20 protein-coding genes are annotated in these 23748 nt (G+C 71.7%); 4 read left to right on the top strand and 16 right to left on the bottom strand.

The window, feature by feature from the left end:
• Positions 1 to 232: 232 nt before the first annotated feature.
• The 3 genes from eno to DEJ25_RS10235 all read right to left on the bottom strand — a co-directional run bounded on the left by eno (position 233) and on the right by DEJ25_RS10235 (position 3896).
• Positions 233 to 1516, bottom strand: coding sequence for a phosphopyruvate hydratase (eno, locus tag DEJ25_RS10245; protein ID WP_111044623.1), 1284 nt, complete (start codon positions 1514 to 1516; stop codon positions 233 to 235).
• Positions 1517 to 1613: 97 nt separating this feature from the next.
• The gene (hisS, locus tag DEJ25_RS10240) at positions 1614 to 2858 is read right to left on the bottom strand and encodes a histidine--tRNA ligase (RefSeq protein WP_111044622.1); all 1245 of its coding nucleotides are present in this window, start codon (positions 2856 to 2858) and stop codon (positions 1614 to 1616) included.
• A 216-nt stretch (positions 2859 to 3074) separates the two neighbouring features.
• On the bottom strand, positions 3075 to 3896 hold the full coding sequence (locus DEJ25_RS10235; RefSeq protein WP_181421543.1) for a MazG family protein: 822 nt from the start codon (positions 3894 to 3896) through the stop codon (positions 3075 to 3077).
• 127 nt (positions 3897 to 4023) lie between these two features.
• On the opposite strand from DEJ25_RS10235, the gene nhaA reads away from it, so the two are divergent.
• Positions 4024 to 5202, top strand: a complete 1179-nt coding sequence (gene nhaA, locus DEJ25_RS10230; protein WP_111044620.1) for a Na+/H+ antiporter NhaA — start codon at positions 4024 to 4026, stop codon at positions 5200 to 5202.
• 89 nt (positions 5203 to 5291) lie between these two features.
• Here nhaA and mfd read toward each other — a convergent pair whose 3' ends face one another.
• From mfd to DEJ25_RS10180, 11 genes are all read right to left on the bottom strand, one after another.
• Positions 5292 to 8885, bottom strand: a complete 3594-nt coding sequence (gene mfd / locus DEJ25_RS10225) for a transcription-repair coupling factor (RefSeq protein WP_111044619.1) — start codon at positions 8883 to 8885, stop codon at positions 5292 to 5294.
• 104 nt (positions 8886 to 8989) lie between these two features.
• Positions 8990 to 9169 (bottom strand): hypothetical protein, encoded by a 180-nt coding sequence (locus tag DEJ25_RS16435; protein WP_146240662.1) that lies wholly within the window; start codon positions 9167 to 9169, stop codon positions 8990 to 8992.
• Positions 9166 to 9750, bottom strand: a complete 585-nt coding sequence (pth, locus tag DEJ25_RS10220) for an aminoacyl-tRNA hydrolase (protein ID WP_111044691.1) — start codon at positions 9748 to 9750, stop codon at positions 9166 to 9168. Before pth ends, DEJ25_RS16435 begins: the two co-directional genes overlap by 4 nt.
• A gap of 44 nt (positions 9751 to 9794) precedes the next feature.
• Positions 9795 to 10424 (bottom strand): 50S ribosomal protein L25/general stress protein Ctc, encoded by a 630-nt coding sequence (locus DEJ25_RS10215; protein ID WP_110903357.1) that lies wholly within the window; start codon positions 10422 to 10424, stop codon positions 9795 to 9797.
• Positions 10425 to 10762: 338 nt separating this feature from the next.
• Positions 10763 to 11737: a hypothetical protein gene (locus tag DEJ25_RS10210; RefSeq protein ID WP_111044618.1), complete on the bottom strand. Its 975-nt coding sequence runs from the start codon at positions 11735 to 11737 to the stop codon at positions 10763 to 10765.
• A gap of 8 nt (positions 11738 to 11745) precedes the next feature.
• On the bottom strand, positions 11746 to 12402 hold the full coding sequence (locus tag DEJ25_RS10205; protein WP_110903359.1) for a response regulator transcription factor: 657 nt from the start codon (positions 12400 to 12402) through the stop codon (positions 11746 to 11748).
• On the bottom strand, positions 12399 to 13709 hold the full coding sequence (locus DEJ25_RS10200) for a sensor histidine kinase (RefSeq protein WP_181427408.1): 1311 nt from the start codon (positions 13707 to 13709) through the stop codon (positions 12399 to 12401). Before DEJ25_RS10200 ends, DEJ25_RS10205 begins: the two co-directional genes overlap by 4 nt.
• A gap of 77 nt (positions 13710 to 13786) precedes the next feature.
• Positions 13787 to 14860, bottom strand: a complete 1074-nt coding sequence (locus DEJ25_RS10195; RefSeq protein ID WP_146240661.1) for a hypothetical protein — start codon at positions 14858 to 14860, stop codon at positions 13787 to 13789.
• Positions 14861 to 14905: 45 nt separating this feature from the next.
• Entirely contained in the window at positions 14906 to 16141 is a 1236-nt protein-coding gene (gene manD, locus DEJ25_RS10190) for a D-mannonate dehydratase ManD (protein ID WP_111044690.1), read from the bottom strand.
• Between the two features lie 306 nt (positions 16142 to 16447).
• The gene (locus tag DEJ25_RS10185; RefSeq protein WP_110903362.1) at positions 16448 to 17146 is read right to left on the bottom strand and encodes a response regulator transcription factor; all 699 of its coding nucleotides are present in this window, start codon (positions 17144 to 17146) and stop codon (positions 16448 to 16450) included.
• On the bottom strand, positions 17143 to 18525 hold the full coding sequence (locus DEJ25_RS10180; RefSeq protein WP_110903363.1) for a sensor histidine kinase: 1383 nt from the start codon (positions 18523 to 18525) through the stop codon (positions 17143 to 17145). The genes DEJ25_RS10185 and DEJ25_RS10180 overlap by 4 nt, the downstream gene beginning before the upstream one ends.
• Positions 18526 to 18741: 216 nt before the next feature.
• On the opposite strand from DEJ25_RS10180, the gene DEJ25_RS10175 reads away from it, so the two are divergent.
• Positions 18742 to 18984, top strand: a complete 243-nt coding sequence (locus DEJ25_RS10175; RefSeq protein ID WP_258366138.1) for an SHOCT domain-containing protein — start codon at positions 18742 to 18744, stop codon at positions 18982 to 18984.
• 36 nt (positions 18985 to 19020) lie between these two features.
• On the opposite strand, the gene DEJ25_RS10170 is transcribed toward DEJ25_RS10175, so the two are convergent.
• The gene (locus DEJ25_RS10170; protein ID WP_111044615.1) at positions 19021 to 19548 is read right to left on the bottom strand and encodes a gluconokinase; all 528 of its coding nucleotides are present in this window, start codon (positions 19546 to 19548) and stop codon (positions 19021 to 19023) included.
• 113 nt (positions 19549 to 19661) lie between these two features.
• Here DEJ25_RS10170 and gndA point away from each other — a divergent pair, with 113 nt between their 5' ends.
• On the top strand, positions 19662 to 21119 hold the full coding sequence (gene gndA / locus DEJ25_RS10165) for an NADP-dependent phosphogluconate dehydrogenase (protein ID WP_111044614.1): 1458 nt from the start codon (positions 19662 to 19664) through the stop codon (positions 21117 to 21119).
• A 150-nt stretch (positions 21120 to 21269) separates the two neighbouring features.
• On the opposite strand, the gene DEJ25_RS10160 is transcribed toward gndA, so the two are convergent.
• Positions 21270 to 21968: a hypothetical protein gene (locus DEJ25_RS10160; RefSeq protein WP_111079250.1), complete on the bottom strand. Its 699-nt coding sequence runs from the start codon at positions 21966 to 21968 to the stop codon at positions 21270 to 21272.
• Positions 21969 to 22085: 117 nt separating this feature from the next.
• Here DEJ25_RS10160 and DEJ25_RS10155 point away from each other — a divergent pair, with 117 nt between their 5' ends.
• Positions 22086 to 23663: a molybdopterin-dependent oxidoreductase gene (locus tag DEJ25_RS10155; RefSeq protein WP_309146512.1), complete on the top strand. Its 1578-nt coding sequence runs from the start codon at positions 22086 to 22088 to the stop codon at positions 23661 to 23663.
• Positions 23664 to 23748 lie beyond the last annotated feature (85 nt).

The raw sequence follows: 23748 nt of genomic DNA, 5'->3' as shown, positions 1-23748 counted from the left end.
TCCCGTCGGCTCGCCTCCCCGGGCTCCCGCGCCGAGACACGGCCGTGCCCCTGAGACGCCGCGGAGGCCGCGAGACGCCGCCGGGGTCCGCGGCGTCTCGGGCACGAGGCGGCGTCTCGGGCAGACGGAGGCGTCTCGGCCGGGAGGCACGACCCGCCTCCCGGGGTCGCATCGGCCCGACACGGCGGAACGCCGCCCTCCCGGCGGGAGGACGGCGTTCCGGAGGTGCTGGTTACAGCGAAGCCGAGCGCGGGAACGCCGAGCGGCCGGCGTAGACCGCGGCGTCGCCGAGCTCTTCCTCGATACGGAGGAGCTGGTTGTACTTCGCGACACGGTCCGAACGAGCCGGCGCACCGGTCTTGATCTGGCCGCCGTCGACCGCGACCGCGATGTCCGCGATGGTGGTGTCCTCGGTCTCACCGGAGCGGTGGGACAGGATCGCCGTCATGCCGTGGCGCTGCGCGAGCGAGACCGCGTCGAGGGTCTCGGTCAGCGTGCCGATCTGGTTCACCTTCACCAGGATCGAGTTGCCGGCCTTCTCGTCGATGCCACGCTGCAGGCGCTTCGGGTTCGTGACGTACAGGTCGTCGCCGACGATCTGCAGCTTCGAGCCGAGCTCGGCGGTCAGGTGGGTCCAGCCCTCCCAGTCGTCCTCGGCCAGCGGGTCCTCGATTGTGGCGAGCGGGTAGTCGCGCGCCAGGTCGACGAAGTACTGCGTGAACTCCTGGCTCGAGAGCTGCTTGCCCTCGAACGTGTACTTGCCGTCGTGGAAGAACTCGGTGCTGGCGACGTCGAGGCCCAGCGCGATGTCCTTGCCCGGGGTGAAGCCGGCCTTCTCGATCGCGGCGAGCAGGAAGTCGAGCGCCGCGCGGTTCGAGGCGAGCTCCGGGGCGAAGCCGCCCTCGTCACCGAGGCCGGTCGCCAGGCCCTGCTTCTTCAGCTCACCCTTGAGGGCGTGGTAGGTCTCGACACCCCAGCGGAGCGCTTCCGAGAAGGACTCGGCGCCGTAGGGCACCAGGAAGAACTCCTGGATGTCGACGTTGGTGTCCGCGTGGGCACCGCCGTTGACGACGTTCATGAGCGGGACCGGCAGCGTGTGCGCGTTCGGGCCACCGAGGTAGCGGAACAGCGGCAGGTCGACCGAGTCGGCCGCGGCACGGGCGACGGCGAGCGAGGCGCCGAGGATCGCGTTCGCGCCGAGGCGGGACTTGTTCTCGGTGCCGTCGAGCTCGATGAGCGCGGCGTCGACGAGTCGCTGGTCGGTGGCGTCGAAGCCCTCGAGCGCCGGGCCGATCTCGTCGAGCACGGCTTCGACGGCCTTGAGGACGCCCTTGCCGCCGTAGCGCGAGTCGTCGCCGTCACGCAGTTCGTACGCTTCGAAGGCGCCGGTGGAGGCACCGGAGGGGACGAGCGCGCGCGAGACGACGCCGTCATCCAGGAGGACCTCGACCTCGACCGTCGGGTTGCCTCGGGAATCGAGGACTTCGCGTGCGCCTACGGCATCGATCACTGCCACTTGGTACTCCCTGTCGTTGGGTTGTTGTGGTTCACGGTCGATCCTAGCGACGCCGGTCTCGGACGACGGCGGCCTGTGGATGACCGGTGGGCGTCGATCAGGCGAGCGGCCGGAACGTGACGCCGTCGAGCGTCGTCGTGTCGGCGTCCACCGTGGCGAACGACCCGAAGCCCTGCTCCACCAGGCCGGCGAGCAGGTTCTTCATGTTCTTCGTGCGCTTCTCGAGACGCACCCGGTGGTGCGACCCAAGGGCCTCGGTCTTGAGGGCGGCGAGGCGCACCGGGTCGACGTCCTTGTCGTACACGAGCACGACGGCGTCGTCCGCGTCGGCGTCCGGCAGCGTGACCAGGTCGACGAGCCGTTCGAACCCGAGCGAGAACCCGACCGCTGGCACGTCCTGGCCCAGGAAGCGACCGATCATGCCGTCGTAGCGCCCGCCGCCGCCCAGGCTGTAACCGAAGTCCGGGTGCGCGACCTCGAAGATCGTGCCCGTGTAGTAGCCCATGCCGCGCACGAGCGTCGGGTCGAAGCGCAGGTCCACGCCCGGGAGGGCTGCCCGCAGACGCTCGAGGTCGGCGAACGCGTCGGCGTCCAGCCACGCGGCGCCGCGGACGCTGTCCCAGTCGGCGGACTCGAGCGCGCGGATGGTGTCCGCGAGTCCGGCGCCGTCGAGGTCCAGCGACTCGCCCAGCTCCTTCGCGACGCCGTCCGGCCCGATCTTGTCGAGCTTGTCGACGGTGATGAGGGCCCGGTCGGCCGCGGCCTGCTCCGTGATCCCCCACGAGGCGAGGAGCGCGAGCAGGATGCGGCGGTCGTTGATGCGGATCGAGGTCCCGGCGATGCCCAGGGCGTCGAGTGCCGCCGTGGTCGCGGTGATCAGTTCGATCTCGGCCAGCTGCCCCGGCTCTCCGAGGATGTCGATGTCGCACTGCACGAACTGGCGGTACCGGCCCTTCTGCGGCCGTTCAGCCCGCCAGACCGGCGCGATCTGCACGGCGCGGAAGACGGTGGGCAGCTCGGCGCGGTGTGACGCGTAGAAGCGGGCGAGCGGGACGGTCAGGTCGAACCGGAGGCCGAGGTCGGCGAGGTCCAGGGGTGCTCCGGCCCGCTGGAGGTCGTCGGTGGTCAGGCCGCGCTTCATCACCGCGAACGCGAGCTTCTCGTTGTCGCCGCCCAGTCCCGAGTGCAGCCGGGCGGCGTCCTCGAGCACGGGCGTCTCGATCTCGTCGAACCCGTGGCGTGCGTACACACCCCGGATGACCCCGAGCACGTGCTCGCGCCGGGACTTGTCCGCGGGGAGGTGGTCTCGCATGCCCCGGGGGGCCGTCACGGTCGTCGCCATGCCGTCGATTGTCGCAGAGCACGGAGCCCGGTTGCAGCCGAGTGGTGTCCGCTGATATGCTTCATCCAGAACCTCGGCCGATGGGTGCCTGATCCACTCGTCGGTCGTCAGCGGGGGCAAGTGCTGCAATCGCCCACGCGGTTCGAGCGGGATCCCCTGACGACGTTGCTCCCTGGCGACGTCTTCTCCCGCTCGCGGGCGTCCTCCTTTTTCGGGTTAGGAGGACGCCCGCTCCTCGTCACCCTGCTGTGTCTGCGCCTGCGGCTCCTGCCCGGCTGGCACCTCCGGCTCCTGCCCGGACGGTGCCTGCACCTCCGGCTCCTGCCCGGCCAGCGCCTGCTCCGCCTGGCGAGCCGCCGTTTCCAGCAGCGTCACCGCCGCCCGCAGGCTCGCGACCGGATCGACGCCCTGCTCGTGCACCACCGCCACCTCGGCGAGCATGCCCGCTCCCCAGGCCGCGTCGACGCGACTCCCGAACGGCTGCTGCGCGGTCGCACCGGCACCGCCCGTGTCCGACCCACCGACCTGCTCGACGACACTGCCGTCCGTCACGGAGGCCACCGCCGCGTGCAACTCGCCGCGCTCCTCCAGCCGTTCGAACAGCTTCACGGCACGCTCGAGTGGCGGCATCGCCCGCGGCACCCCCGCGTACACGCTGCTGCGTCCGGCCTTCTCCGCGGCCTTCGCGGCGCGCCAGACGCGGACGACGTCCTCGACCGTGTGCGCCTCCTCGTCGCCGAACACGTGCGGGTGGCGGCGCTGCATCTTCTCGCGGACACCGTCGGCGACGTCGTCGAGGTCGAACCGTCCCTCGTGCGCGGCGATCCCGGCGTGCAACACCACCTGGTACAGCACGTCGCCGAGCTCTTCACGCAGTTCGTCGGTGTCGTCGCCGTCGATGGCGTCGACCAGTTCGTAGGTCTCCTCCACGGCGTACCGGGCGAGGCTCGCGTGGGTCTGCTCGCGGTTCCAGACGCATCCGTGCTCCGGGTCGAGCAGGCGGTCCACGACGGCGACGAGTTCGTCAACGGATGTCATGACGCCATGCTGCCACCGTCCGCTCTGCACGGATCGAACACCAGGGTCCGTCCGGTACGGTGGTCGAGGCGTGTCGGGAAGTCTGGTCGACGATCCGTTCCCCGTACCCGATCGCCTCCGGAGACGCATGCCCTCCTTCGTCCGTTCCCCTCGTTTCAGCGCCATCGCGCTGCTGTCCGCCGCCGTCCTCGGCCTGGTCGTCGCGAACACCGCCCTCGGCCCCGGGCTCGAGCGAGGCCTCGACTGGCACACGCCGTGGGGAGCGATCGGCCTGGACCTGTCGATCGCGCACTGGGTCAGCGACGGTCTGCTCGCGGTCTTCTTCCTGCTCGTGGCCGTCGAGCTCAAGCACGAGCTGGTGGTGGGGGAGCTCGCGAACCCGAAGACCGCCGTGGTCCCCGCGATCGCGGCCGTCGGCGGCGTGCTCGTCCCCGCGCTGGTCTACCTGCTCGTCACGTCCGGCACGCAGTACACGCATGGCTGGCCGATCCCGACCGCGACGGACATCGCGTTCGCGCTCGGGGTCCTGGCGATGTTCGGCCGCGGACTGCCCTCGACGATCCGGGTGTTCCTCCTCGCCCTCGCCGTCCTCGACGACCTCATCGCGATCGTCATCATCGCCGTCGTCTTCGCGCACGGCACCGACTTCCTGGCACTCGGCGGTGCCGCGGTCCTGCTCGTGCTGTTCGCGGTGCTCGGCCGTCGTCTGCGCCCCGGTGGCCGTTCGCAGCCGTTCCTCATCGTCGCGATGGTCCTGATCGGCCTGGTCACCTGGTGGCTCGTGTACCACTCCGGCGTGCACGCCACGATCGCCGGAGTGGCGCTGGGGCTCGTCCTGCCCCGACGTCCGGGTGGCACCCTGCACGAGCACGTCGAGCCGTGGTCGAACGCGATCGTCCTGCCCGTGTTCGCGTTCGTCTCCGCCGCGGTGGTCATCCCCGCCGTCGGGATCGCCGAGCTCTCGCCGACCTTCTGGGGTGTCGTCCTCGCGCTGCCGGTCGGCAAGGTCATCGGCATCACGCTCTTCGGCACGATCGCCGGTCGGGTCTTCCGCGGCCCCGGCCGGTCGGCGCTGTCGTTCGGCTCGGTGATGACCGTCGGGGTGCTCGGCGGCATCGGGTTCACCGTGTCGCTGCTCATGAACGAGCTGGCGTTCGCCGCGAACCAGGAGATCGTCGACGAGGGCGTCCTCGCCGTGCTCGTCGGGTCCGGGATCGCGATGGTCGCCTCCGCGATCGTCGTCTCGGTCCGCGCCCGCCGCTACCGCCAGCGTCGCGAGCTCTCCGAAGCCGAAGCCACCGAGTAGCAGGACCGCTGTCGGACGGGAGGCCCGTGGCGGATCCACCACGGGCCTCCCGTCCGACAGGGGGACCGACGGCCGAACGATCAGACGAGTCAGACGGTCGACGCCTCTTCGCGCGCCGGCGCCCCGTAGACGGCGGTGAGGATGCTCTCCACCCAGCCGATGAGGGCGTCGTCCGGCAGGGTCTCGCCGTGCGGCTTCGGCACCGGGATGCTCGCGGCGTCCTGCTGCGGGAACCAGCGCGCTCCCGGGAACATCCGCTTCAGGCGCACCTGCGCGGAGTCCGCCAGTTCCTTGCCGGCGACCCGCAGGTTGGAGCCCATCACGACGACGTCGGACAGGCCGACCTGCTGCGCCATCCGGCGGAGACGGGAGACCTCGATGAGGGTGAGGACGGCCTGCGGCGGTGTGCCGTAGCGGTCGGTGAGCTCGTCGAGGACCATGTCGATCGCCTCGGCCTGGGCGGCCGGAGCCGACGCAGCCGAGAGCTTCTGGTACGCCTCGAGGCGCAGGCGCTCGGACTCGACGTAGTCGTCCGGGATGTGTGCGTCGACCGGGATCTCGAGCCGGAGCTCGGTCTGCCCCTCGGCGACGTCACCGCGGAACTGCGACACCGCCTCGCCGATCATCCGCAGGTACAGGTCGAAGCCGACACCCGCGATGTGCCCGGACTGTTCGCCGCCGAGCAGGTTGCCGGCACCGCGGATCTCGAGGTCCTTCATCGCGACCTGCATGCCCGCGCCGAGCTCGTTGTTCGCCGCGATGGTCTCGAGCCGGTCCTGGGCGGTGTCGGACAGCGGCTTGTCGGCGTCGTAGAGGAAGTACGCGTACCCGCGCTCGCGCCCACGACCGACACGGCCGCGGAGCTGGTGCAACTGCGACAAGCCGTACTTGTCGGCCTTGTCGATGATGAGCGTGTTCGCGTTCGCGATGTCCAGGCCGGTCTCGATGATCGTCGTCGACACCAGGACGTCGAAGCGGCGCTCCCAGAAGTCGACCATGACCTGCTCGAGGGCCTGCTCGCCCATCTGCCCGTGCGCGACGGCGATGCGGGCATCCGGCAGGATCTCGGCGAGGTGCGACGCGACCGACTGGATGTCCTTCACGCGGTTGTGCACGTAGAACACCTGCCCCTCCCGGAGCATCTCGCGCTTGATCGCCGCAGCGATCTGCAGGTCCGACTGCGGACCGACGAACGTCAGGATCGGGTGGCGGTCCTCCGGCGGCGTCGCGAGCGTCGACATCTCGCGGATGCCGGTCACCGCCATCTCGAGCGAGCGCGGGATCGGCGTGGCGGACATCGCCAGCACGTCCACGTTCGTCTTGAGCTTCTTGAGCTGGTCCTTGTGCTCGACGCCGAACCGTTGCTCCTCGTCGATGATGACGAGGCCGACGTCCTTGAACTGCACGTTCTGCGACAGGATCCGGTGGGTCCCGATCACGATGTCCACCGTGCCGTCGGCCAGACCGGCGAGCGTCTCCTTGGACTCCTTCTCGGTCTGGAACCGGCTGAGCGCGCGGAGGTTGACCGGGAACCCGGCGAAGCGCTCCTGGAACGTCTCCATGTGCTGGCGGACGAGCAGCGTCGTGGGCACGAGGACGGCGACCTGCTTGCCGTCCTGCACGGCCTTGAACGCGGCCCGGATCGCGACCTCGGTCTTGCCGTAGCCGACGTCACCGGAGAGCAGCCGGTCCATCGGGATCGGGCTCTCCATGTCGCGCTTGATCTCGTCGATGGTCGTCAGCTGGTCGGCGGTCTCCGCGAACGGGAACGCCTCTTCCAGCTCGCGCTGCCAGGGGGTGTCCGGGCCGAACGCGTGCCCCTTCGACGCCATGCGCGCCGAGTACAGCTTCACGAGGTCGACCGCGATGTCCCGGACGGCCTTGCGTGCCTTCGACTTCGCCGCGGACCAGTCCGAACCGCCCATCTTGGACAGGGTCGGGTTCTCGCCGCCGACGTACCGGGAGAGCTGGTCGAGCTGGTCCGTCGGCACGAAGAGCTTGTCACCGGGGTAGTTGCGCTTCGACGGTGCGTACTCGAGCACCAGGTACTCGCGCTGCTGCTTCACGGCGTTGCGGCCGCCGGAGCTGACCTCTCGGCTGACGAGCTCGACGAACTTGCCGATGCCGTGCGTCGCGTGCACGACGACGTCGCCCGGCTTGAGCTGCAGCGGGTCGACGACGTTCTTGCGGCGGCTCGCGAGCTTCTTCACGGTTCGGGCGCCCTGCTGGACGCTGCGGCCGTAGAACTCGGCCTCGCTGAACAGCGCGATCCGCGGGTCGGCGACGGAGAACCCGTGCTCGACGCTGGCGGTCGTCACGATCGCGACACCCGGCTGCGGCGGCCCGACCAGCGCTTCGGCCCGTGCCGCGACACCGGCCTCCGCCAGGACCTGGACCGCCCGCTCGACGAGCCCCTGGCCCTGCGCGGTCACCACGACGGCCCACTGGTCGTCGGTGAGCGCCTTGACGTGCGCGACGGCACCGTCTGCGCTGCCCGCGAAGCTCGGGACCGAGTCGCCTGGGACGCGGATGTACTCCCCCGCCTCGGCGACGGCGTCGGAGTCGGTGATCGGTTCGTCGGCACCGGAGTCGAACGGCGACACCGTCCACCAGGTCCGCTGGCCTCGGGTGTTCTTGAGCTGCTGGACCGTCATGAAGTTGCCGGAGTCGAGGTCGATCGGCGCCTGGGCACCCGCGACCGCGGCGCTCCAGGCTGCCTGCAGGAACTCCTGGTTGGTCTCGGCCAGGCTGTGCGCACGCCCGCTGACCCGCTCGGGCGAGAACACCGCGATCGTCGCCGCGTCGGGCAGGTAGTGCGTGACCGGCACGAGCTTCCGGACGAGTGCGGGTGCGAGGGACTCCATGCCCTCCACCGGGATCCCCTCGGACACCTTCGCGAGCATCTGGGACAGGTTGGGGAACTCGTGCAGCATCTCGCGTGCCCGCTGCCGGACGTCCTCGCTCAGCAGCAGTTCGCGGGAGGCGGTGAGCTCGACCGAGCCGAGGTCGTCCTCCGTCGAACGCTGGTCGGCCACCGAGAAGGCCTTGACACCGTCGATCTCGTCGCCGAAGAAGTCGACGCGCACCGGGTGGTCGGCGGTCGGCGGGAAGACGTCGAGGATGCCACCGCGGACGGCGAACTCGCCACGGCGGGTGACGAGGTCGACGCGGGCGTACGCCAGGTCGACGAGCTGCGACGCGAGTCGGCTGAGGTCGTTGCCCCGCGACCCGGTGTGCAGGACGACCGGGGCGAGTTCGGTGAGGTTGTCGGCGATCGGCTGCAGCGCGGCCCGGACGCTGGCGACGACGACGGTCGTGCGACGCTCGTCGGTGGGTGTGTCCTGCCAGCGCTGCAGTGCGCGGAGCGTGGCGATGCGGGTGCCGACGGTCTGCGGGCTGGGGCTGAGGCGCTCGTGCGGCAGGGTCTCCCACGCCGGGAACTCGAGCACGTCGGCATCCGGGATCGTGCAGCTCAGGGCGTCACGGACCGCTTCGGCTTCACGACCGGTGGCGGTGATGACGAAGGCGCACTGGGGTCCGCTCCGAGCGGCCAGCAGGGCGGCGAACAGCGGCACGCGGAGCCCGTCGACGACCGAGAAGTCGGCGTCGCGAGGAGCGGCACGGAGCGCACGATCGAAGGAGGAGGCGCGCGAGAGCGCAGGGATGAGGCCCGAGATCGTCACTCACACGATGGTACCGGGGGCCCCCGACAGCCGTCGCCCCGTGCGCGACGGGCGAACAGGAGGCGACTGGCGGAGTCGGGACGGGCCTCCCGGCCGGTCCGGGGTCAGGAGCTGCCGGGCTCCAGGTCGTCCGGCGGGGTCGTCGGCTCGGCCTCGCGAGCCTGCCCGGCCGCACGGCGGCCGAGGAAGCGCGCAGTCCCGACGAGCGTGAGGCACACGACCGCGACGACGATGATCGCGCCCATCGCGAGCGGGCTCGTCGCGAACACGACCGCGGTCGTCATGCCGGAGCGTGGAAGCGCTGCTGGGCCGCGAGCAGGCCGTCGGACACGATCGCCTCCACCGCGTCAGCGGCGTCGGCCAGCAGGTTCGGCAGCAGCTTCTTCTCGGCCGCGGAGAAGTCACGCAGCACGTAGTCCGCCGGGTCCTGACGCCCGGGGGGACGGCCGATGCCGACTCGCACGCGTGCGAACTCGTTCGTGTCCGTCGCCTTGATGACGTCGCGGATGCCGTTGTGCCCGCCGTGGCCGCCGTTGCCCTTGAGGCGCACGGTGTCGAAGGGCAGGTCGAGCTCGTCGTGCACCAGGATCAGGTCCGCGGGCGAGACGCTGTAGAAGCCGAGGACGGCCGAGACGGGGCCCCCAGAGGTGTTCATGAACGACCCGGGCTTCGCGAGGACGAGCTTCGGGCCTCCCGGCACCAGGCGCCCCTCGGCGACCTGGTTCGGGGTCTTGTGCTTCTTGAACGTGGCGCCCATCCGGGCGGCCAGTTCGTCGAGGACCATCTGGCCGACGTTGTGGCGGTTGCCCGAGTAGTCGGGCCCGGGGTTCCCGAGCCCGACCACCACGAACGTGGTGCCCGTCATGAGCACGTCGCCATCAGCGTCGACCAGATGCCTGCGAAGGGGTGTTACTCGGAGACCGGCTCGGAGCCGCCCTCGGCACCGGCTTCGGCGCCGGCCTCGGCCGAGGCCTCGTCTGCGGCGTCGTCGTCTGCGGTGCCACGCGGGGTGACGATCGCGACGACCAGCGCCTCGGCGTCGGTCTCGAGCTCGGCACCCTCGGGGAGTTCGAGCTGGGCGGCGTGGATCTGCACGCCGTCCTCGAGGCCCTCGACGTTGACGGTGACGTGCTCGGGGATGTCCGTCGCGAGGACGAGCAGCGAGACGGTGTTGAGGTCCTGCACGTGGATGGTGCCCGAGAAGGACTCGCCCTCGATGACCACGGGGACGTCGACGGTGACCTTCTCGCCACGGCGCAGGACGACGAGGTCGATGTGCTCGATGATCTGGCGCACCGGGTCACGCTGGACGTCCTTGACGAGGGCGAGCTGGGCCGCACCCTCGATGTCGAGGTCGACGACCGCGTTGGCGGTACGGACGAGCAGCATCGTCTCGTGGCCCGGCAGGCTGATGTGCTGCGGCTCGGTACCGTGGCCGTAGACGACGGCGGGGATCTTGTCGGCAGCGCGGAGCTTGCGGGCCGCACCCTTGCCGAACTTGGTGCGGACTTCCGCCGCGAGCTTGGTGTAGTCAGCCATGATGCCTCCTGGTGTCGGGGGACGACGCCGGAGTGCCGGCATCGGGGGGTCTGTGGTGTTGCAACTCGAACGCGTGCACGCGTGAGGAACGGTCCCAGAGTCTGGCCGGGTCTCCCACTGCGTCGATCACGGCCGCGCGTACGCGGCCCTCGCCGAAGTCCTGCGCAAGCCTACCAGTACCAGCCCGGGCGTGTCGCACCGTGCGGCGCCAGGGCGTCCGGACGGGAGGCCCGACAGCGGTCGTCCGTGTGCCTCCCGTCCGAGCGCCCGGGCCGGCGGCAGCTCCCCCCACGTGCAGCTGCCGACGGCCCGACGCGTCCCGCGGCGAGCAGCGGAGGTCAGCGGACGCCCGCCGGCGCCTTCGGAGCGAGCCGGCGGATCGTCTCCTCCACCCGCCTGTCCACGGTCGCCTGGTCCCGGGAACCCGCCGCGAGCACCGCTGCGTCGGACGCCGTCACCCGGAGCAGCCGCCGCCACTCCGCGTCGTACAGGGCTTGCCGGTAGCCGGTGGACTCCTGGCAGGCCACGTCCTGCTCCGCGAGCCGGACTTCGGCGCGTGGAACGTCCTCGTCGTCCAGGTCCGTCACCCGGTCGACGGCGCGCATCGACGCGGTCGGCAACCCCGACGGGTCGGCCGGCAGACCCCCGGCCACCGGACCGACGGCGGCGTCCGCGAGGCAGGACCGCCAATCGGCAGCCGCGGCGACGACGGACGGGTCCGACCGCGCCGCCACTGCTGCCAGGTAGGTGAGCCGCTTCGCGACCTGCGCGGCCGCGTCCTTCGACCCGTCGTCCCCTGTGCCGAGCGTCGACCGCGCCTCCCGGATGCACCGTTCGGAGGTCCCCGGAGGGAGGGCGTCGAACGCAGCGTTGCGCTCCGTGGAGGAGCCCCACCGCCGGAAGCCCTCGTTGTTCGCGCCGGCGAGGGACGGACCGCGGTACCCCCGCGCGGAGGCCTCGTCGGCGGTCAGCGGTCGGGTCTCGGCGAGGGACGGCGACGTGTTGCCCCTGGCGGCGGTCTCCTGCGCGGCGTCCTCGGCGCGGAGGCCCGTGATCGTCGCCCACGGGGGCGGATCGTCGATCCCGGCAGCTCGGAGGCACGGCTGTTCGACGAGGTCCTCGGCGTACGAGGCTGGTCCCCACGCGAGCACGTACCCGTCGAGGGGCATCGTCCATGCGGCGACGTCCTTCGTGGTCGTCGGTCGGACGGCGTGGTCGACGGGCTCCGGCAGGCCGTGCAGGACGGCTCCGCCGAGACCGGCCACGACGAGGACGAGGGTGCCGGTCTTCGCGGCCCGTTCGGTGATGCGCATGGTTCCCCCTAGGCGCGGACGAGGCCGCGTTCGTGTGCGGTGATGACGACCTGGATCCGGTTCCGCAGCCCGAGCTTGGTGAGCACCGACCGGACGTGGGTCTTGACCGTGGCCTCGCTGAGGAACACGGACGCGGCGATCTCCTGGTTGCTGAGCCCCTTGGCCACGAGCAGGAACACCTCGCGCTCACGAGCCGTGAGCGCGTCGAGGACCTCGTCCCGCCGCTCGGACTCGACGAGGGTGCCCTGGGCGCGGAGGAGGTCGAGCGCCTCGGTCTCCGTGGGTGCCGGTCGTCCCTCGTGCACGTCACGGATCGTGGCCGTGACGACCTCGGGTAACGCGTCCTTCGTCAGGAACGCCGCCGCTCCGGCACGCAGCGCGGCGAGGACCGCGTCGTCGCGCCGGATCGTCGTGAGGGCGACGACCCGCGGCCGGTCGTCACCCTGCTCGGCGAGGCGCACCATCGTCTCGATGCCGTTGAGGACCGGCATCCGGAGGTCGAGGAGCAGCACGTCCGGCCGCTCTGTCGCGCAGAGCGCGAGCGCCTCGGCGCCGTCGGCTGCCGTCCCGACGCACGTCATGTCGTCCTGGGCATCGACGAGCATCCGCATGCCCGAGGCGAACAGCCGCTGGTCGTCGACGACGGCGACGCGGATCGCCGTCACCGGGACGCTCCCGTGGCGCTCGTCCCGCCGGGTCCGGTCGCGTCGACCGCTCCGGCTCCGACGACCACCGGGAGGCCCGTGCTCGCGTCCGTCCCGAACGGTACCGTCGATCCGCCGACCGTCGGCAACCACGCGGTCACGACGTACTCGTGTTCCTCGTCCCCGACCCCGGCGCGCAGCCAACCGTCGACCAGCCGTGCGCGCTCCCGCATCCCCGACACCCCGGACCCCGGGCCGTCGAGCGCGACGAGCGGACTGCTGCCGGTGGAGTTCACGACGACCCCGAGCCCCGGCCCGCGCCAGTCCAGCACCACCCGCACGGCCGCCGTCCGGCCCTGGTGCTTCAGCACGTTCGTCAGGCTCTCCTGCACGATCCGGTGCACCGCTCCCCCGGCTTCGGCCCCGATCGGCCGTGGGTCCCCGTACTGCTCGAACACGGCCTGCATGCCGAGCTCCCGCATGTCCTCGACCAGGTGCGGGACGTCTGCCAGGCCGTGTCGGGCCTCCTGGCCCGTGCCCTGGATCCGCTCGACGAGGGCGCGGACGTCCCCGAGGGCGGTGCGGCTCACCTCGGCGATGTCCTGCAGCGCCGTGGCGGCTGGTCCGTCCCGGAGCGTGAGCGCCGCGGCACCCTGCGCCTGCGAGACGACCACGGCGAGGGAGTGCGCCAAGGAGTCGTGCACGTCCCGCGCGATGCGGGCACGCTCCTGCTCGGCGCGGAGCTCGGCGCTGGCGACCTCGGTCTCCTGCTCGGCCTCGACGACGCGGACCCGGGCGAGCCCGACGCGCCAGGTCGCACCGACCGCCACGCCGATGGCCCACGCGATGCCGCTCGCACCGGCGATCGCGAGGGCGAGGAACGCCAGGTCGGACCGTGTCCCGGAGAGCGAACCGGTCCACGCGCCCCAGACGTCCTGGTCGGCGACGGTGGGGACGACCATCGCCCAGGCCGCTGCGGAACTCGCGAGGCCGAGCGCCGGGATCGCGAGCCAGCGGAGCAGTCCGGACCGACCGGCACCGATGATGCCGACGACGATCGCGATGGCGAGGTACTCGGGCCAGGTCGTGCTCGTCGGACGGTCGAGCAGCCGGAGCGCCTGCAGGACGGGGACGACGACGACCAGACCGAGGCTCGTCGACGGCATCCAACTCGCGAGGCCGATGGTGACCGCGAAGGCCGACACCACGAGGACGTGCCCGATCAGGTCCGCGCGACCGGCCTCGGCGACGATCCACAGTGCGAGGTACACCGCACCGGCCACCGGCGCCACGAGGTGCCGGGCCCACCGGCGGAGGAAGAGGAGCATGGCGCCGAGCGTAGGGCGGGGGTCACGGCCGGAGCGAGCGGAGACAGCCGCTTTCATCCGAGTGGATGAGGGACCGGTCAGGAGCCCGCGCGGCGGTGCCGACGGGCGGCGACGAGGGCCTCCCGGGCTCTGTCGCTCGCGGCCTCGGCGTCGTCGCGCTCCTGGCCGAGCCGGTCGGCCTCTGCGTCCAGGTCGGCGCGCTCGTGGTCGAGGGCACTGAGCTGCCGCTCGAGGTCGCGACGGCGGCGGTCGAGGTCGGTGCGGCGGTCCTCCACGTCCTCGAGGGCGGACTCCGCCTGGTCGAGGGCGGCATCGGCGTCGCGGGAGGCACGCCGTGCTGCCGCCTCGGCCTGGCGCGCAGCGCGGCGGTCGGCTGCGGGGTCGCGCTGGTCCTCGTCGGCGGCCGGGCTCTTCCGGGCGTCCGGGGCGTCCGGCTCCTCGGAGGTGTCCGGTTCGCCAGGGGCGTCCGTCTCGTCGGGCTTCTCCGCTTCGCCAGGGGTCTGCGGTTCGTCGGCGGTCTGCGGTTCGTCAGGGGTCGCCGGGACGTCCTCTGCGGGACCGGACTCGCGGGACCGGCGTGCACCGCGCCTCCCGGCCGTGATCGGGATCGGTGGGGCATCACTGCCGGACCAGGCGTCGGGGACGGCGTCCGGGACGGCGAGCGCATCCGTCAGGTCGACGTCCTCGAAGCCGACGCTCTCGAGGGGCCGGAGGAGGAGTCCCGACCGGATGGCCGCGCCGGCGTGCGGGTCGGCCATGCCCGCCTCGATGGTCGCCCGGACCTGGTCGAGCACCGCGGGCGTCGCCGGGTGACCGGCCGCCGCCGCGCGGTCGGCTCCGGTGTCGGCGAGCGCCGCCACGACCTCGGACCGCTGCTTCCGAAGCGTCGCGATCTGCTGCGGATCGGCGGAGGCCTGGGCCTGTCGGAGGGCAGGGCCGAGGTCGACGGCGTCGTCGAGCGCGTTCTCGGAGGCGAGCAGGTCGACGATCCACGCGGCCGGTGTGGGCTTCCTGAGCTTCCCGATCGCGGCCGCCAGCTCCCGGTCGTCCGTGCGGACAGCTCGTTGGCGGGTCGTCCGGTCGGCCACGAAGTCACCCGGGGCGGTGCGCAGCAACTCGCGGGCGATGTCGGCGAGCGCTGCGGAGTCCACGCCACCACTCTGCCCGTCGCCCACGGTGGGACGCCCGGGAACGGCTCACCAGTCGTGGACGGTGCCGTCGGCCAGTCGGTTGAAGGGCAGGTAGGCCTGCTCGTACGGGTACTTCCCGGCCTCGTCGACGTCGAGCGAGACGCCGATGCCGGGCTCGTCACCCGGGTGCAGTAACCCGTCCGTGAAGGTGAACGTCTGTCGGAACACCCGGTTCGTGCGGTCCCCGTGCTGCATGTACTCCTGGATGCCGAAGTTGTGGATCGCGAGCCCGAGGTGCATCTGGGCGGCCATGCCCACCGGGGAGATGTCGGTCGGCCCGTGGAACCCGGACTTCACCTGGTACATCGCGGCGTAGTCCATCGTCTTCCGCAGCGGCGTGATGCCGCCCATGTGCGTCACGGCACCGCGGACGTAGTCGATGAGCTGGTCGCGGATGAGGTCCTTGAAGTCCCAGACGGTGTTGAAGACCTCGCCGATCGCGAGCGGCGTCGTGGTGTGCTGCCGGACGAGCCGCAGCGCCTCCTGGTTCTCGGCGGGTGTGCAGTCCTCGAGCCAGAACAGGTCGTACGGCTCGAGGGACTTCCCGAGCTTCGCTGCCTGGATCGGGGTCATCCGGTGGTGCCCGTCGTGCAGGAGCGGCAGTTCCGGGCCGAACTCGTTGCGGACGGCCTCGAACACGGTCGGCAGGTGCCGGAGGTAGGCGCGGGTGTCCCAGTCCTCCATCGCCGGGAACGAGCCGCGCTGTGCCGGCTCGAAGTCGTAGCGGACGCCGGTGTTGCCCTCGGTCGTCCGGTTCGAGGCGATGCCGTAGATCGACTCCAACCCGGGCACGCCGGTCTGGACGCGGATCGACCGGTAGCCCTCGGCCTGGTGCTCGCGGATCGAGTCGAACAGCTCCGGGAGCTCCTTGCCGGAGGCGTGCCCGTACGCCATCAGCCCCGTGCGGGACGCCCCGCCGAGCAGCTGGTAGAGCGGCATTCCGGCGACCTTGGCCTTGATGTCCCAGAGCGCCATGTCGACGGCGGCGATCGCGGCCATCGTCACCGGGCCGCGGCGCCAGTACGACGAGCGGTAGAGGAACTGCCAGGCGTCCTCGATGCGGCTGGCGTCTCGGCCGATCAGCAGCGGCACGACGTGCTCGGACAGGTACGCGGCGACGGCGAGTTCGCGGCCGTTCAGGGTGGCGTCGCCGAGGCCGATGACGCCGTCGGCGGTGGTGAGCTTGAGGGTGACGAAGTTGCGGTCCGGGCTGGTGACGATGACCTCGGCGCGGTCGAGCAGCTGGCCGCGGTCCGTGCTCGCCCAGGTGTCCGGCCTGGAGGCTGGGCCTCCGCCGTCAGGTCGGGCATCGGTCGCACCGGGGGTCGGGTTCGCGGGATCGGTCACGGCGTTGTTCCTCCTCGAGGTGGGCGCGGCGGCCCTCCGCGGCGGTGCGGGTGCGTCCGACGTCCACGTGTCGAGCCTGGCACCGGCGGCGGCCGCCTGTCCACGGTCGGCGACCCGGCTCAGGCGTGACGGACGGCGGGTGTCAGGTGTCTGATGATGCTCGGACGTCGTCGAGCAGTGGTATCGATCCGGTGTTCCTGGTCATCCCGTCCACCCGGGGGTGACGAGGCCGGTCTCGTAGGCGAAGACCACGAGTTGGGCGCGGTCGCGAGCGCCGAGCTTGATCATCGCGCGGGAGACGTGGGTCTTCGTCGTGGCCGGGCTGACGAAGAGGCGCTCGGCGATCTCGGCGTTCGTGAGTCCGCTCGCGACCAGGCGCATGACCTGGCGTTCGCGGTCGGTCAGGGCGTCGAGCTCGGGAGCGAGCGCCACCGGCTTCGCGTGCGCTGCGTACGCCTCGACCAGGGAACGGGTGGGTCCGGGCGACAGCAACGACTCCCCCGCGACCACGGTGCGGATCGCCCGGAGGAGTTCGGCGGGCTCGGTGTCCTTGACGAGGAACCCGGCAGCACCACCGCGGATCGCCTCGAACACGGTGTCGTCCTCCTCGAAGGTCGTGAGGACCACCACGTGCACCGCGGCGAGCGCCGGGTCCGCGGAGATCCGCCGCGTCGCCGTGAGGCCGTCGGTCCCCGGCATGCGGATGTCCATGAGCACGACGTCGGGCAGCTCCCTCGCGGCGACCGTGACGGCACCGTCACCGTCCGACGCTTCACCGACGACCTGCATCCCGGGCTCGGCGGAGACGAGTGCGCGGAGCCCGGCCCGGATGAGGCTCTGGTCGTCCACCAACACCACCCGGATCGGGTCGGGCGTGGTGGTGGTCGAGGGCGTGGTCATCCGTCGCTCTCCTTCTGCACGGTCACGGTGCGTGCGGGTTCGCCGATGGGCAGGCGCGCGCGGACCGACCAACCGTCGTCACGTGTCGGTCCGACGGCGAGGGTGCCGCCGACGGCCGCAGCCCGCTCGTGCATCCCGACGAGGCCGTTGCCCTGACGGCTGCCGCTGCTGCGGTCCACCCGCTCGGCGTCGCTGTCCGGGCCCGCCGCACGAGCGAGGGCAGACGACGGGCGGTGCCCACGGTGCGCCTCCTCGGTCCGCGGAGCACCGGCGACGGTCGAGACGGACGACGGGACGTCGGTCACCGTGATGTCGACGACCTCGGCACCGACGTCGACCACGACCGTGGCGCGGTGGTCGGCGGCGTGCTTCATGACGTTCGTGACCGACTCCTGCACGATGCGGAACGCGTTGCGCGAGACGACGCCGGCGACGGCGTCCACCGGGCCCTCGAGGTGCAGCTCCACGTCCACTCCGGCTGCGCGGGCGCGGTCCACCAGGTCGGGGACGCGGTCGAGGCCGGCGACCGGGGCCCGGTCGGAGGTGCCGGACGGCGCGTCGACGGCTCGCAGCACGCCGAGGATCGTCCGGAGTTCCACGAGCGCCTGCTTGCTGGAGTCGCGGATGTTCAGCAACGACTCCCGCGTCTGCTCGGGCAGTTCCGCCCCGAGGTGCAGGGCCACCCCCGCCTGCAGGTTGATGAGCGACATGCTGTGGGCGACCGAGTCGTGGAGTTCCCGGGCGATGCGGACCCGCTCGGCACCGGCGCGCTGCTGCTCCACCGCGAGTCGGGCACGACGGACGTCGGCGGCGCGAGCCACGCGTACCCGGACGAGCTCGGTGACGGCGATGGTGACCGTCAGCCACGCCAGGCAGAGCGTCATCGTGGTGACGGTCGGGAAGGGCGCGCGACCGGTCAGGGTGTCCGCCGAGGGCAGGACGACCGTCGCGACCGCGGCCGCGATGTAGGTGGGGACCCGGTGGCCGCGGAACCAGGCGTTCGCGAGCGCCATGGTCAGCGCCGCGACGAACGGTCCACGCGGACTGACGACCAGGGCGTAGCCGATCGTCGTGCCGAGGGTCAGGGCCAGGACCACGACCGGCCACCGCCACCGGAAGGGCAGGACGACGATCCCGCCCACGAGCAGCACCCATGCCAGGGGCCCGAGGAACACCGGGTCGACGCCGTCACCCAGGCGTTGTGTCCACGGTGGGCCACCACCACCGACGGCACCGGGACCGGGACCGACCCCGGCTGCCCACCGGGTGGCGACGACGGTCCCGAGGATCTGCACGAGCGCCACCGGCAACACCCGTCCCACGCGGGCGAACCGGTGTCCACCCACCGGGCGGGTGTCGGAGCGCGTGTCGGTGGTCATGCAGCGAGCCTACGGTCGGCCCTCGCTCAGGACATCGCGCACCGGGAGGGCCTGTGGACTACGCCCGACGGAGTACTCACCTGTGGAGGAACGGGCGCGGGTGGGCCGGCGGGAGCAGGTCGGAGTGGGCTCTCCTGGCGGACGCGGGTGGCGCCCCCCGGCCGACAGCCTTGTCATGTCGCGACCGCGGCACCACAACCGACCTCGGAGGTCCCCATGCTCACCACACTCGCTGCCACCGCTCCGTACTGGCACGGCGGGATGCCGTCCCACGGATTCCCCGTGTTCCCGGTGATCCTGCTCCTGCTCGTCATCGGGGCTCTCGTCTTCGGAGTCCTGCGCCGTGGTGCCGGACGGGCGATCGCCGACGCACGATCGGTGCTCGCCGACCGCTTCGCCCGCGGCGAGATCGACGCCGAGGAGTACCGCGCCCGTCGATCGGAACTCAACAGGAAGTAGGCCCGACACCCGTTCAGGCCGTCCTGCGCGGGATGCTCAGGGCAGGACGGCGAGGATCGCCGCCACCGTCTCGTCCACCGATCCGCTGATCGGGACCGCGGCCGAGGCCTCGTCCGGACCGGGACGCTCGAGCGTGGCGAACTGCGAGTCGAGCAACGAGTTCGGCATGTACTCGTGGTGCCGGTGGCTCTGCCGCTCGGCGATGAGCTCACGCGAGCCGTCGAGGAACGCGATGAACAGGTCCGGGGCGTCCTCGCGCAGGCGGTCGCGGTAAGCGCGCTTCAACGCCGAGTTCGCCATGACGCACCGGGAGCCCGACTGCTGCACGTCGGCGATGCGTGCGGAGCAGGCGTCGAGCCAGGGGCGTCGGTCCTCGTCGGTGAGGGGGATGCCGGCGTGCATCTTGTCCTTGTTCGCCTGCGGGTGCAGCCCGTCCGCGTCGACGAACTCCGCCGCCTGCCCCCGATTGACGAGTGCACGAGTCAGCGCCTCACCCACCGTCGACTTGCCGGATCCGGAGACCCCCATCACGAGCACGGGCTGGAGGACGGTCGCATCGGCCATTCCTCCACACTACGAACAGGGGGTCTCGTGATCCACAGCATGCGGAAGACCTGGGTGAGCACACGTGGCCCTGCATAGGTTGGCCATGGCCGTCCAGACACGAAGGAGTCGACGTGGCAGAGAACAACGACAAGGCGAACATCGGGGTCATCGGCCTCGCGGTGATGGGCTCGAACCTGGCGCGGAACCTCGCGTCGCGCGAAGGCAACACCGTCGCGGTCTACAACCGCACCTACGCCCGCACCGAAGAGCTCATGAACGAGCACGACGACATGGGCTTCATCGCGTCCGAGGACATCGACGGGTTCGTGGCGTCACTGTCGAAGCCGCGCACCGCGATCATCATGGTCCAGGCCGGCAAGGGCACTGACGCGGTGATCTCGCAACTCGCCGACCGGTTCGAGGAGGGCGACATCATCGTCGACGGCGGCAACGCCAACTTCCACGACACCATCCGCCGCGAGCACGACCTGAAGGAGAAGGGCCTCAACTTCGTCGGCACCGGCATCTCCGGCGGTGAAGAAGGCGCGCTGCACGGGCCGTCGATCATGCCCGGCGGCTCGGACGAGGCGTGGGAGACCCTCGGGCCGATCCTCAAGTCGATCGCCGCCGTGGCTGAGGGTGAACCCTGCGTCACGCACGTCGGCACCGACGGCGCGGGCCACTTCGTGAAGATGGTCCACAACGGCATCGAGTACGCCGACATGCAGCTCATCGCCGAGTCGTACGACCTGCTCCGCCGCGTCGGTGGCTACAGCGTCGACCAGCTCGTGCAGGTGTTCGACGAGTGGAACAAGGGCGACCTCGAGTCCTACCTGATCGAGATCACCGGAGAGGTCCTCAAGCAGCAGGACGCCGACACCGGCAAGCCGCTGGTGGACGTCATCCGTGATGCCGCCGGTTCGAAGGGCACGGGTGTGTGGACCGTGCAGAACGCGGTCGGCCTCGGCATCCCGGTGTCCGGCATCGGCGAAGCCGTGTTCGCCCGCGCGGTGTCCTCACGCGCGACGCAGCGCGCTGCGGTGCAGGAGTCGGTGCGGGAGCGCCCGTCGATCGCCGAGGTGCCCGACACCTTCGCCGATGACGTCCGCGCCGCGCTCTACGCCTCGAAGGTGGTGGCCTACGCGCAGGGGTTCGACCTCATCATCGCCGGGGCGAAGGAGTACGACTGGGACATCGCGCTCGGGGACATGGCGAAGATCTGGCGCGGCGGCTGCATCATCCGCGCCCAGTTCCTCAACCGCATCGTCGAGGCGTACGACAAGGACCCGGAGCTCGCGTCCCTGCTCGTCGACCCGTACTTCGCGAACGCCGTCGCCGAGGGCGAAGCCGCCTGGCGTCGCATCGTCGGCATCGCGGCTGCATCCGGGATCCCGGCACCCGGGTTCTCGTCGGCGCTGTCGTACTTCGACTCGTTGGCGTCGGAGCGCCTGCCCGCCGCCCTGATCCAGGGGCAGCGTGACTTCTTCGGAGCGCACACCTACCAGCGCACGGACAAGGACGGCACGTTCCACACGCTGTGGTCCGAGGACGGCCGCCCCGAGGTCGAGCAGGAGCCTTCGACGCACTGATCGCACCCGCTGCAGCCCGAGGGCCTCGTCGTCGACGGGGCCCTCGGTGCGTCCGGGGCAGCGCGGACCCGGCCCGCTCCTGGCCGAGCCGTGGTCGGCCGGCGGTGTCCAGCGAGCCGTGTTCGCCGTGTTCGCCGCGCCATGTGCGACTCAGGCGACGATGCGCTCGCGGGCCAGCCGGGCGAGCAACTCGTCCAGGCGGTCGCCGCGGCCGACCAGACGGTCGGACCCCGGGGCCGCACGGACGAAGAACGTCGCGACCGCCGTGGTGTCGTCCGGTCGGACGTAGTGCAGGACGATCGCCGGCGCGGTGCGTCGCCCGGCACCGGGGACCAGGACGTCCTCGACCCCGACGTGCACGACGCGGCTCCACCGGATGACGAGCAACCGGGTGGCGCGGCGTCCGTCGAGTTCCCACAGGGACGCCTCGGTCGCCCCGAACGCCCAGGTCACGTGCTGCGCGAGCGTGACCTCGGGGCGTGCAGCTTCCAGCGCGCCGCGCAGCTCCGGTGTGGCGGAGGCCGGCACCAGCCAGACGGTCGGGTCCACGCGCCGGACGGCCACTGCGAGCAGGTCGTCCGCTCGTCGCCGGGCGATGGCCCGCGCGCGGAGGACGGCGATGACGATGACCGTCACCCCGATCGCGACGGCGGCGACCTCGGCGATGCCGAACGCCGTCAGGTCCGCGTCCGGATCGGCGTTCACGACGATGATGCGCGCGGTCACCAGGGCTGCCCAGAGTCCGACGATCGCCCACCGCAAGGCCAGGAGCCGACGGTACGGCGACCAGCGCTCCCGGTCGCCGCGGGCACGACCAGGACCCGGAACACGGATCGGTCGCCTCGGCACGGTGACGATCCTGCCACGGCGACGGACTCCGTCGGCACGTCCATGGGTGAACGCTCCCCCAACCGGTGTCCGCACCCGGATCGCCCGTTCCCAGCGGCGCTGACCTAGCATCCGAGGGTGACCGAGCCTGACCCGCGCCTCCTCCCGCACCGTCGCTGGGCCGCCGCGCTCGTCGGGGTGATCGCCATGCTCGCATTCCTGGCCGTCGCGGAGCTCGGCGCGCTGCTGCTCGGCGGTGCCGGCAGTCCGCTCGTCGCCGTCGGTTCGGCGGTCATCGACCTCGCGCCCCGGGCCGCGAAGGACCTCATGGTGTCGCTGTTCGGCACCGGCGACAAGGTGGCACTGTTCGCATTGATGACGGTCATCCTGGTCGTCGTCACCGCCGGCGCCGGGGTCCTCGAGCGTCGCCGACCGCCGTACGGCGCCCTGGTCTTCGCCGCCGGCGGAGTGCTCGCCCTGCTCGCCGTCACCACCCGTTCCGGCAGCGGCACCTTCGACGGCGCACCCACCGTCCTCGGGGTGGCCGCGTCGATCATCGCCCTCCGACTCCTGCTGCAGCGCCTCCGCCGGTGGGAGGACGCCCGCGCCGTCCCGACCGCCGGTGCCGACCGCGCCGGCGGGGTCCAGCGTCGCTCGTTCATCGGCTGGGCGGTGACCACCGCAGCGGTCACGGCGGTGGTGGGGAGCGCCTCCCGGCTGGGGTCGGCGTCCCTGCAGGCCGCAGCCGCGGTCCGCCGAGCCGTGCGGTTGCCGACCCCGGCGACCACGGCGCCACCGGTGCCGAGCGGCGCGAGCCTCGACGTGACGGGCATCACGCCCTACGTCACGCCGAACGCCGACTTCTACCGGATCGACACCGCCCTCCGCGTGCCGTCGATCGACCCCGCCGACTGGTCGCTGAAGATCCACGGCGAGGTCGAGGAAGCGGTCGAGATCACCTGGGCAGAGTTGCTCGCCCTCCCCCTCGAAGAGCACATGGCCACGCTGAGTTGCGTCTCGAACGAGGTCGGCGGCGACCTGATCGGCAACGCGCTCTGGCTCGGCTACCCGATCCGGTCGCTTCTCGCCCGTGCCCGGCCGAAGCCGGGAGCCGACATGGTCCTCTCGCGGAGCATCGACGGGTTCACCGCCGGCACGCCGCTCGACGTGCTGCAGGACGCCGGGACGCAGGCGCTCGTCGCCGTCGGCATGAACGGATCGCCGCTGCCCGCCGAGCACGGGTTCCCGGCGCGACTCGTCGTCCCGGGACTGTTCGGGTACGTCTCGGCGACCAAGTGGGTGACCGAGCTCGAGGTGACGCGGTTCGCGAAGGCGCAGGGCTACTGGACGCCCCGCGGGTGGTCCGAGCGCGGGCCGGTGAAGCTCGAGTCGCGGATCGACACACCCGCCGACGGCACCTCCGTGAAGGTCGGTGACCGGGTCCCGATCGCCGGCGTCGCCTGGCAGCCGCACATCGGCGTGAAGGCCGTGCAGGTGAAGGTCGGGTCCGCCGGGTGGCAGGACGCCGAGCTCGCCGACTCCGTCTCGTCCGACACCTGGCGGCAGTGGGTCTACCGGTGGACGGCGGTCGCCGGGCAGCATGAGGTGCAGGTCCGCGCGGTCAGCGCCGAGGGCGAGGTGCAGACGAGCGTGCAGCGTCCGCCGGCACCGAACGGTGCGAGCGGCTGGCACGGGGTCACCATCTCCGCGTCCTGACGGGAGGCGCGGGTCCCCGCCGACGGGTCCGTACCGCCGTCGAGACGCCCCCGTCTCCTTCCGGCGGCGCAGGAGTCGCGCGACG

The organism is Curtobacterium sp. MCPF17_011 (genome assembly GCF_003234145.1).
GTDB lineage: Bacteria > Actinomycetota > Actinomycetes > Actinomycetales > Microbacteriaceae > Curtobacterium.
The sequence above is the reverse complement of the archived record's forward strand: the minus strand, read 5'-3'. Positions and strand labels throughout refer to the sequence as shown.

What these genes read in the sequence shown, in the direction of transcription:
- hisS (WP_111044622.1), bottom strand. Translation starts at nt 2,858, where the DNA reads ATGGCGACGACCGTGACGGCCCCCCGGGGCATGCGAGACCACCTCCCC.
- DEJ25_RS10235 (WP_181421543.1), bottom strand. Translation starts at nt 3,896, where the DNA reads ATGACATCCGTTGACGAACTCGTCGCCGTCGTGGACCGCCTGCTCGAC.
- nhaA (WP_111044620.1), top strand. Translation starts at nt 4,024, where the DNA reads ATGCCCTCCTTCGTCCGTTCCCCTCGTTTCAGCGCCATCGCGCTGCTG.
- DEJ25_RS16435 (WP_146240662.1), bottom strand. Translation starts at nt 9,169, where the DNA reads ATGACGACCGCGGTCGTGTTCGCGACGAGCCCGCTCGCGATGGGCGCG.
- pth (WP_111044691.1), bottom strand. Translation starts at nt 9,750, where the DNA reads ATGACGGGCACCACGTTCGTGGTGGTCGGGCTCGGGAACCCCGGGCCC.
- DEJ25_RS10215 (WP_110903357.1), bottom strand. Translation starts at nt 10,424, where the DNA reads ATGGCTGACTACACCAAGCTCGCGGCGGAAGTCCGCACCAAGTTCGGC.
- DEJ25_RS10210 (WP_111044618.1), bottom strand. Translation starts at nt 11,737, where the DNA reads ATGCGCATCACCGAACGGGCCGCGAAGACCGGCACCCTCGTCCTCGTC.
- DEJ25_RS10200 (WP_181427408.1), bottom strand. Translation starts at nt 13,709, where the DNA reads ATGCTCCTCTTCCTCCGCCGGTGGGCCCGGCACCTCGTGGCGCCGGTG.
- DEJ25_RS10185 (WP_110903362.1), bottom strand. Translation starts at nt 17,146, where the DNA reads ATGACCACGCCCTCGACCACCACCACGCCCGACCCGATCCGGGTGGTG.
- DEJ25_RS10180 (WP_110903363.1), bottom strand. Translation starts at nt 18,525, where the DNA reads ATGACCACCGACACGCGCTCCGACACCCGCCCGGTGGGTGGACACCGG.
- DEJ25_RS10175 (WP_258366138.1), top strand. Translation starts at nt 18,742, where the DNA reads ATGCTCACCACACTCGCTGCCACCGCTCCGTACTGGCACGGCGGGATG.
- DEJ25_RS10170 (WP_111044615.1), bottom strand. Translation starts at nt 19,548, where the DNA reads ATGGCCGATGCGACCGTCCTCCAGCCCGTGCTCGTGATGGGGGTCTCC.